Below are 9,493 nucleotides of genomic sequence, written 5' to 3' on the forward strand. Positions count from 1 at the left end.
GCGCCGATGGACGTGATGATCACGCTGCAGCCGATGAACATCGTGCAGGCGGCGGCCGACTTGGTGTGGTCGCGGATGCTGCGCAAGTTCGCCGACCTCAAAGTCGCGCTGTCCGAAGGCGGGATCGGCTGGATCCCGTACTTCCTGGAGCGGATCGACTACAACTACGACCGCCATCATGCCTGGACCGGACAGGATTTCGGCGACAAGTTGCCAAGCCAGGTGTTCAACGAACACGTCATCACCTGCTTCATCGACGACAAATTCGGGATGGCCAGCCGCGGGGCGCTCGACATCGACATGGTCACGTGGGAATGCGACTACCCGCACTCCGACTCGAACTGGCCGCAATCACCGGAGGTGTTCGCGCAGTCGATCAATGGGGCCAGCGACGAGGAGATCGACAAGATCACGCACCTGAATGCCATGCGGCACTTCCACTATGACCCCTTCTCGGTGCTGGGCGGCAAGGAGAACTGCACCGTCGGTGCGCTGCGCAAATCGGTCGAAGGCCATGACGTGATCATCCGGTCGCAACGCCGCGAGGGTGAGCAGCGTTCCGCTATGTCGGCCGCAGCGGAGCTGCAGAAGATGGCGTCGGCAGCCGCAGAGTAAGTTCCCGCCATACCGCGAAGATCTGCGGTCCGAGGCGCCGCTGATCACCCTCCGGCGGGTTGCCAGGCGAATCCGCCGGGTGTGCCCACGCAGTAGATTGGGGCGCCCGAGTTCGCGATGGCTGTCGCACCCGCCTGTTGGGGGGTGCAGGGAATGCCGACGGCTGGCCGGTTATCTATGCCAGCCGGGGTCGTCGGCGACGGCGACGGTGACATGGTTGTCGGCGACGGCGACGGTGCCATGCTTGTCGGCGGCATATGTGTCACTGTTGGTGACTTTGTCGCCGCCGGTGACGATGTGCTCGTTGGCGACGGCGGGGTCGTCAGTGGTGGGGTGGCCGCGGGTATCGGGGTAGCGGTACTGGGCAGCGGCGTGGCCGTCGTCGGCACTGGGGGCGGCGTTGTGGTCGCTGAGGGCGGGGTTTCGGAATTGGTAGGCGCGGGTTGAAACTCAGAGCGCAAACGCAGCGCCATGACGATGAAGAAGCCGACCACCACCACCACGATGGCGAGGACGAATGCCGCGGCGCGCGGGAGCAGACGACCGCCCGACCGTGCCGGGCTGTCGGCACTCGTAGCACCGAATACCACAGGCGCCGCGGACGTCTCGGCGTCGCCAATTTCGGGTTGTGGCGACGTCACGACGTCGTCAGGCTCAGTATCCGGCCGGGCGGCTGCCATTGGTTCGGTCAGCCAGGCGGCGTCGCCGTCATCCTGTCGCGGGGTGACCACGGCTGAGGCGGGCTCTCGCACGGGAGACGGTGCTGGGTGGATGACTGCCGCTGTGGCTTCGGCATCCCGGAGGTCCGACAGGTTGCGGTGATCGGCCTCAAGTGCTTTGGCGAAGTCCTGGCATCGCGGGAATCTGTCGCCGGGATCCTTGGCCAGTGCGCGGAATAAGGTCTCGTCGAAGTGGCCCAGTTCTGGTTTCACATCGCCTGGCCGTGGCGGCGGTTCGGTGAGGTGCTTGCTGATCACCACTGCGGGATTGCTGTGTGCGAACGGCGGTGAGCCGGTCAAGAGGTGAAAAGCTGTAGCGGCCAACGCATATTGATCGGCTCGGCCGTCGATCGATCCGCCCATCAGCTGCTCGGGCGCTGCGTAGATCACGGTGTCGACAGTGATGCTCGTCTGTGCCGAACCGTTGATGTCGTCGAAATGACGCGGGACACCTAAGTCCGCCAAAAAGATTCGTCGTCTGCCGGATTCGGCCTGGGCGGCCTGGGCGATGAGAATGTTGCCCGGTTTCACATGCCGGTGCAGCAGCCCGTGGTCGTGGGCGTAGTCGAGCGCGTCCGCGATTGCGCTGACGATCTCGACTACCTCTTCTGGCGGCATGCCGTCCGGATAGCTATCGCTGAGCAGTTGGGCCGCGCTGGCTCCGTCGACGTAATCCACCGAAAGCCACAGGTGGCCCTCAAACTCACCCCGGTCGTGCAGGCCGACGATGTGCGGGTGCCACAGCGCCGCTGCCCGGTCGGACTCTCGGTTGAACCGCTCGCGATACTCCGGGTCGGCCGATACATCGGCGGGCAGAACCTTCAATACGTGACGACGCGGCAACCTTGGGTGCTCGGCTAGATAGACGTCACCGGTTGGCCCGCAACCCAGCAGCCGAACGATCTTGAACCCGGCAGCTGTCGTACTACTGAGCAGCGGCATGGGGAGGATCGTAGCGGTAGCGCTTGCACACCCATCCTGCGCAGCCAGTGGTGAACGGCGCCCAGGCGTGCTGGTGCGTGCACCTCGTTGGCGCGACGAGCCGATAAGGCGTCAGCCGGCGGCACATCCGGTGAGGTAATTGGTCCAGATGTGACCGGAGACGTCACTGTGACAGTTGATGTATTTGTCGTACCCTGTGGCACGTGTCGATCTCCCGGCGTGACATGCTCAAGTTCGCCGCGGCGACGCCCGCTTTGTTGGGTCTTGGTATGGCAGCGACGTCAGCTCCGGCCACCGCCAGCCCGCTGGGCATCCTGTTGGACTACGCGGCCGGGGTCATCCCCGCCGGTGACATCAAGGCCGCCGGCGCCGCCGGCTCCATTCGGTATGTGTCCGACCGCCGGCCGGGCGGCGCATGGATGCTCGGCAAGCCGATTCAACTAGCCGAGGCACGCGATTTGTACAGCAGCGGGCTCAAGATCGTCTCGTGCTATCAATACGGCAAGCAGGACACCGCCGACTGGCTGGGCGGCCAGAATGCGGGGGTGCAGCACGCCAAGCGCGGCTGGCAGCTACACCAAGCCGCTGGTGGTCCGGTCGGCGCGCCGATCTATGCGTCGATCGACGACGATCCGTCATACGAGCAATACAAACAGCAGGTAGCGCCGTATCTGCGGGGCTGGGAATCGGTGCTGGGACATCAGCGGGTCGGGGTTTACGCCAACTCCAAGACCATCGACTGGGCACTACATGACGGCTTGGGCTCCTACTTCTGGCAGCACAACTGGGGATCACCCCACGGGTTCACCCATCCGGCCGCCCATCTGCACCAGGTGGAGATCGACAAGCGCACTGTCGGCGGCGTCGGCGTCGACATCAACCACATCCTCAAACCGCAATTCGGCCAGTGGGACTAGCCGGGAGGAGTCTCGCGGGGCGAACGGGCGCTCACCTGACTCGCGGGTAAGGTTCCAGCAAACTGTTCGCGCCGTAGCGAGCGCGCCCCGCTTACGGCGATGGCCGCGTCACGCGTTGGCGGACCTGAGCTGTCACGGTCGGCGCGGCTGCAATTTTTAACATAACGATTAGGTAACAATCCTGCTTTGATCTGCGCTGTTGTGCCTACTCGACCGTAACCACCTGCATGCAGCACGTTTGTCTCGCGGGTGTTCCGTCGCGGTTCGGTGGGGTGTTACCCGCGACACCATTACCCGTGCGTAGAACTCACCAGTAACCGCTCAGCACACAAAATCGGCTCAGCTTCTTATGACACTCTTATTGCATCCGATGGGTCGCCGCGACGCTTGACGCCGACGAGCGGTCCGCCGACAACGCATCGGTCGGCCGGGATTCGGCCGGGTTCGACGGGGAATCGAGGACACGCCGGTGCGGCAGCTCGACGCCCGGAAACGCGAGACGCACGGAACGCCATAGGAGATACAGACGGTGACGATCTACGAGCAGGACGGGGGTTCCCCAGCGCAGCTGGGGGAGGTGTCCGCTGACCACGACGGCAACGTCTCGGAGGTCGTGCGTGGCGCCCATGCTCTGGTCGACCGCCTCAACGCGGGCGAGCCCTATGCGGTTGCGTTCGGCGGGCAGGGCAGCGCCTGGCTGGAAACCCTCGAAGAGCTGGTCTCCTCGGCCGGGATCGAATCCGAGTTGGCGACGCTGGTCGGCGAGGTGGAGCTGCTCCTGGAACCGGTTGCCCAAGAGTTGGTGGTGGTGCGGCCGATCGGCTTCGAGCCGCTGCAGTGGGTGCGCGCGCTCGCGGCCGAAGACCGGGTTCCGACGGCCAAACAGCTGATGTCGGCCGCGGTGTCGGTGCCGGGCGTGCTGCTGACCCAGATCGCTGCCGTGCGTGCCCTGGTGCGGCAGGGCATGGATTTCGCCGGTACTCCACCGGTGGCCGTTATCGGGCATTCGCAGGGCGTGCTGGGCGTCGAGTCGTTGAAGGCAGCGGGCGAGCGCGATATCCAGCTGCTGGCTTTGGCGCAGCTGATCGGTGCAGCAGGCACGCTGGTGGCCCGCCGGCGCGGCATTTCGATCCTCGGTGACCGCCCGCCGATGGTATCGGTCAGCAACGCTGACCCTGAGCGCATCTACCGGTTGCTCGACGAGTTCGCCCAGGATGTGCGGACCGTGCTGCCGCCGGTACTGTCCATTCGCAACGGCCGGCGGTCGGTGGTCATCACCGGAACACCGGAGCAGCTGTCGCGCTTCGAGCTGTACTGCCAGCAGATCTCCGAAAAAGAAGAGGGCGACCGCAAGAACAAGGTCCGCGGCGGCGACATCTTCGCGCCCGTTTTCGAGCCCGTGCAGGTGGAGGTCGGCTTCCACAGCCCGCGGTTGGCCGACGGTATCGACATCGTCGGAGGGTGGGCCGAGAAGATCGGCATCGACGTCGAGCTGGCGCGGGAGATGACCGAGGCGATCCTGGTGCGTCAGGTCGACTGGGTGGACGAGATCATCGGTGTCCACGAGGCGGGTGCACGCTGGATTCTCGACCTGGGGCCGGGCGACATCCTGACCCGGCTGACCGCGCCGGTGATCCGCGGCCTTGGTGTCGGCATCGTGCCCGCGGCCACCCGCGGCGGTCAGCGCAACCTCTTTACCGTCGGCGCCGTCCCCGAAGTGGCGCGGCCCTGGTCGAGCTACGCCCCGTCGGTGGTGCGCCTGCCGGACGGAAGGATCAAGCTGTCGACCAAGTTCACTAGGCTCACTGGCCGTTCGCCCATCTTGCTGGCCGGCATGACCCCGACCACTGTCGACGCAAAGATCGTCGCCGCTGCGGCCAACGCCGGGCACTGGGCGGAGCTGGCCGGCGGCGGACAGGTCACCGAGGAGATATTCCACAACCGCATCGAGGAGATGAGGGGACTCCTCGAGCCCGGCCGCACCTACGAGTTCAACGCGTTGTTCCTCGACCCGTACCTGTGGAAGCTGCAGGTCGGCGGAAAACGATTGGTACAAAAGGCCCGCCAGTCCGGCGCGCCGATCGACGGCGTGGTCGTCAGCGCCGGCATACCCGAGCTGGAGGAGGCCGTCGAGCTGATCGACGAACTCAACGGCATCGGCATCGGCCACGTCGTGTTCAAGCCCGGCACCGTCGAGCAGATCCGCTCGGTGATCCGCATCGCCACCGAAGTGCCGACCAAACCGGTCATCATGCACATCGAGGGCGGCCGCGCCGGTGGCCACCACTCATGGGAAGACCTCGACGACTTGCTGCTGGCCACCTACTCGGAGCTGCGGTCGCGGCCCAACATCACGGTCTGTGTCGGCGGTGGCATCGGCACCCCGGAGCGGGCGGCCGACTACCTGTCCGGGCGCTGGGCCGAGCCGTACGGGTTCCCGCTGATGCCCGTCGACGGCATTCTGGTCGGCACCGCGGCGATGGCGACGCTGGAATCCACCACCTCGCCGTCGGTCAAGCGGATGCTGGTCGAAACCCAGGGCACCGCTACATGGATCAGCGCCGGAAAAGCCCAGGGCGGCATGGCTTCTAGCCGCAGCCAACTCGGCGCCGACATTCACGAGATCGACAACGCCGCCTCCCGTTGCGGTCGGCTGCTCGACGAGGTTGCCGGCGACGCCGAAGCGGTGGCCAAACGCCGCGACGAGATCATCGCCGCAATGGCCAAGACCGCCAAGCCGTACTTCGGCGACGTCGCCGAGATGACCTACGCCCAGTGGCTGCGCCGCTACGTCGAACTGGCGGTCGGAAACGGGACCTCGACCGCCGACACTGCTTCGCCGGGCAGCCCGTGGCTGGCCGACACCTGGCGCGACCGCTTCGAGCAGATGCTGCAACGGGCCGAGGCGCGGCTGCACCCGCAAGACCACGGCCGGATCGACACGTTGTTTGCCGACGAAGCGTTGTTGGAGCAGCCGGACGAGGCGATCGCTGCTCTATTGCAGCGTTACCCCGACGCCGAGACCGTGCAACTGCACCCGGCGGACGTGTCCTTCTTCGTCACGCTGTGCAAGACGCTGGGCAAGCCGGTCAACTTCGTACCGATCATCGACAAGGACGTGCGCCGCTGGTGGCGCAGCGATTCGCTGTGGCAGGCCCACGACGCGCGCTACGACGCCGACCAGGTCTGCATCATCCCGGGTCCCACCTCGGTCGCCGGTATCACCCGGATGGACGAACCGGTCGGCGAGCTCCTGGATCGCTTCGAGCAGGCCGCCATCGACGAGGTGCTGGCCGCCGGAGCCGAGCCGCAGCCGGTCACCTCGCGGCGGGTGCGTCGCACCGACGTCACTGGACCGCTGGCCGTCGTCCTGGACGCTCCCGACGTGTTGTGGGCCGGGCGCACCGTGACCAACCCGGTGCACCGCATCGCCGATCCGAGCCAATGGCAAATCCACGACGGAGCCGACGAGCCCCGCGCCACCCACTCCTCAACGGGAGCACGGCTGCACACCGAGGGTGACCGCGTCGTGCTCAGCGTGCCGGTGTCGGGGATTTGGGTCGACATCCCGTTCACATTGCCCGCCAATACGATTGACGGCGGCACGCCGGTGGTGTCTATCGAGGAGGCCACCACCGCCATGCGGCTTGTGTTGGCCATCGCCGCCGGTGCCGACGGCCCAGAAGCCTTGCCGCCGGTGCACGACCGGACCGCCACGGTGACGGTGGACTGGGACCCCGAGCGCGTCGCCGACCACACCGGTGTCACGGCCACCTTCGGAGAGCCGCTGGCACCTGGGCTTTCCACCGTCCCCGACGCACTGGTCGGCCGTTGCTGGCCTGCGGTGTTCGCGGCCATCGGCTCGGCAGTCACCGATACCGGTGTCCCGGTGCTCGAGGGCCTGCTGAGCCTGGTGCATCTCGACCACGCCGCGCATCTGCTCGCCAAGCTGCCTACCGCCCGCACCGAATTCACCGTCACCGCAACGGCATCGGTCGCCGTCGACACCGAAGTGGGACGGGTTGTCCCGGTGTCGGTGACGGTGGCCGGGCATGACGGCACGGTGCTAGCCAAGCTCGAAGAGCGGTTCGCGATCCGCGGGCGCACTGGTACGGCTGAGCTCAACGACCCCGTCCGCGCGGGTGGCACGATCTCCGACAACGCCACCGACACCCCGCGGCGTCGTCGCCGCGACGTCACCGTCACCGCACCGGTCGACATGCGTCCGTTCGCGGTCGTCTCCGGTGACCACAACCCGATCCATACCGACCGGGCGGCAGCGCTGCTTGCTGGGCTGAAATCCCCGATCGTGCACGGCATGTGGCTGTCAGCCGCCGCGCAGCACGTCGTCACTGCCACCGACGGGCAAGCCCGCCCACCGGCCCGGCTCATCGGCTGGACCGCGCGCTTCCTCGGCATGGTGCAGCCGGGCGACGACATCGACTTCCGGGTCGACCGGGTCGGAATAGACCAGGGCGCGGAGGTTTTGGAGATTAGCGCCCGGATCGGCTCGGATCTGGTGATGTCGGCCACCGCCCGGCTGGCCGCGCCCAAGACCGTCTACGCGTTCCCCGGACAGGGCATCCAGCACAAGGGCATGGGCATGGAGGTGCGGGCCCGGTCCAAGGCGGCGCGCAAGGTCTGGGACGACGCGGACAAGTTCACCCGCGAAACCCTCGGCTTCTCGGTGCTGCACGTGGTGCGTGACAACCCGACGAGCATCATTGCTTCCGGCGTGCATTACCACCACCCCGACGGCGTGCTGTACCTTACCCAGTTCACCCAGGTCGCCATGGCCACTGTGGCGGCGGCTCAGGTCGCCGAGATGCGCGAGGCGGGTGCATTCGTCGAGGGCGCGATTGCCTGCGGGCACTCCGTCGGCGAGTACACTGCGCTGGCCTGCGTGACCGGCATCTACGAGCTGGAAGCCTTGCTGGAGATGGTGTTTCACCGCGGCTCGAAGATGCACGACATCGTGCCGCGCGACGAGCTGGGCCGCTCCAACTACCGGCTGGCCGCAATCCGGCCGTCGCAGATTGACCTGGCCGACGCTGACGTCCCGGCATTCGTCGCCGAAATCGCCGAGAGCACAGGCGAATTCCTCGAGATCGTCAACTACAACCTGCGCGGCTCGCAGTACGCGATCGCTGGCACGGTCCGCGGCCTGGAGGCGTTGGAAGCCGAGGTGGAGCGGCGCCGCGAAATCACCGGCGGCAAGCGGTCGTTCATCTTGGTGCCCGGCATCGACGTGCCGTTCCACTCGCGGGTGCTGCGCGTCGGTGTGGCGGAATTCCGCCGCTCGCTGGACCGGGTGATGCCGCGCGACAAGGATCCCGATCTGATCATCGGGCGCTACATCCCCAATCTTGTGCCCCGGCCGTTTTCTTTGGATCGCGACTTTATTCAGGAGATCCGCGATCTGGTGCCGGCCGAGCCGCTCGACCCGATCCTGGCCGACTACGACACCTGGCTGAGGGAGCGGCGACGCGAGATGGCGCGCACGGTCTTCATCGAATTGCTGGCCTGGCAGTTCGCCAGCCCGGTGCGCTGGATCGAGACGCAGGATCTGCTGTTCACCGAGGAAGCGGCCGGCGGTCTGGGCGTCGAGCGGTTCGTCGAGATCGGGGTGAAGTCCTCGCCGACCGTGGCCGGGCTCGCCGCCAACACTCTCAAGCTGCCCGAATATGCCCACAGCACAGTTGAAGTGCTCAACGCCGAGCGGGACGCCGCGGTGCTGTTCGCCACCGACACCGATCCCGAGCCCGAGGAGGCGGCTGAGCAGGATTCCGGCACGGCCGTTCCGGCCTCATCGGAGCCGGCGCCCGAGTCCGATGTCGTCCCTGCCGTCGCTCCGGCTACGGCCGGAGCTCCGTCAGGTACTCCACGCCCCGACGACATTCCGTTCGACGCCGCCGACGCCACGCTGGCGCTGATCGCGCTGTCGGCCAAGATGCGCATCGACCAAATCGAGGAACTCGACTCCATCGAGTCGATCACCGACGGCGCGTCCTCCCGGCGCAATCAGCTGCTGGTCGACCTGGGCCAAGAGCTCAACCTTGGCGCCATCGACGGCGCTGCCGAAGCGGACCTGGCCGGACTGCGGTCGCAGGTCACCAAACTCGCTCGCACGTATAAGCCATTCGGTCCCGTTCTTTCCGACGCGATCAACGATCAGCTGCGCACGGTGCTGGGGCCCTCGGGCAAGCGGCCCGGCGCCATCGTCGAGCGGGTCAAGAAGACCTGGGAGCTCGGCGAGGGTTGGGCCAAGCACGTCACGGTCGAAGTTGCGCTGGGCACCCG

4 protein-coding genes are annotated in these 9,493 nt (G+C 66.6%); 3 read left to right on the forward strand and 1 reads right to left on the reverse strand.

The window, feature by feature from the left end:
- A partial coding sequence (locus tag VFA16_RS00440; protein WP_324965925.1) for an amidohydrolase family protein occupies positions 1 to 615 on the forward strand: 615 nt, incomplete at its 5' end.
- Positions 616 to 659: 44 nt separating this feature from the next.
- Here the strand turns inward: VFA16_RS00440 and VFA16_RS00445 are convergent.
- Positions 660 to 2,276: a serine/threonine-protein kinase gene (locus tag VFA16_RS00445; RefSeq protein WP_324965926.1), complete on the reverse strand. Its 1,617-nt coding sequence runs from the start codon at positions 2,274 to 2,276 to the stop codon at positions 660 to 662.
- 203 nt (positions 2,277 to 2,479) lie between these two features.
- Between VFA16_RS00445 and VFA16_RS00450 the strand changes: the two genes are divergently transcribed.
- Together VFA16_RS00450 and VFA16_RS00455 are read left to right on the forward strand one after the other, a co-directional pair.
- Positions 2,480 to 3,193 carry a glycoside hydrolase domain-containing protein gene (locus VFA16_RS00450; RefSeq protein WP_324965927.1) on the forward strand — a complete coding sequence of 238 codons (714 nt, stop codon included), beginning with the start codon at positions 2,480 to 2,482 and terminating at the stop codon, positions 3,191 to 3,193.
- A gap of 568 nt (positions 3,194 to 3,761) precedes the next feature.
- The coding region (locus VFA16_RS00455; protein WP_324965928.1) for a fatty acid synthase subunit beta domain-containing protein at positions 3,762 to 9,493 on the forward strand (5,732 nt) is incomplete at its 3' end.

It is taken from the genome of Mycobacterium sp. (assembly GCF_035653355.1).
Lineage (GTDB): Bacteria > Actinomycetota > Actinomycetes > Mycobacteriales > Mycobacteriaceae > Mycobacterium.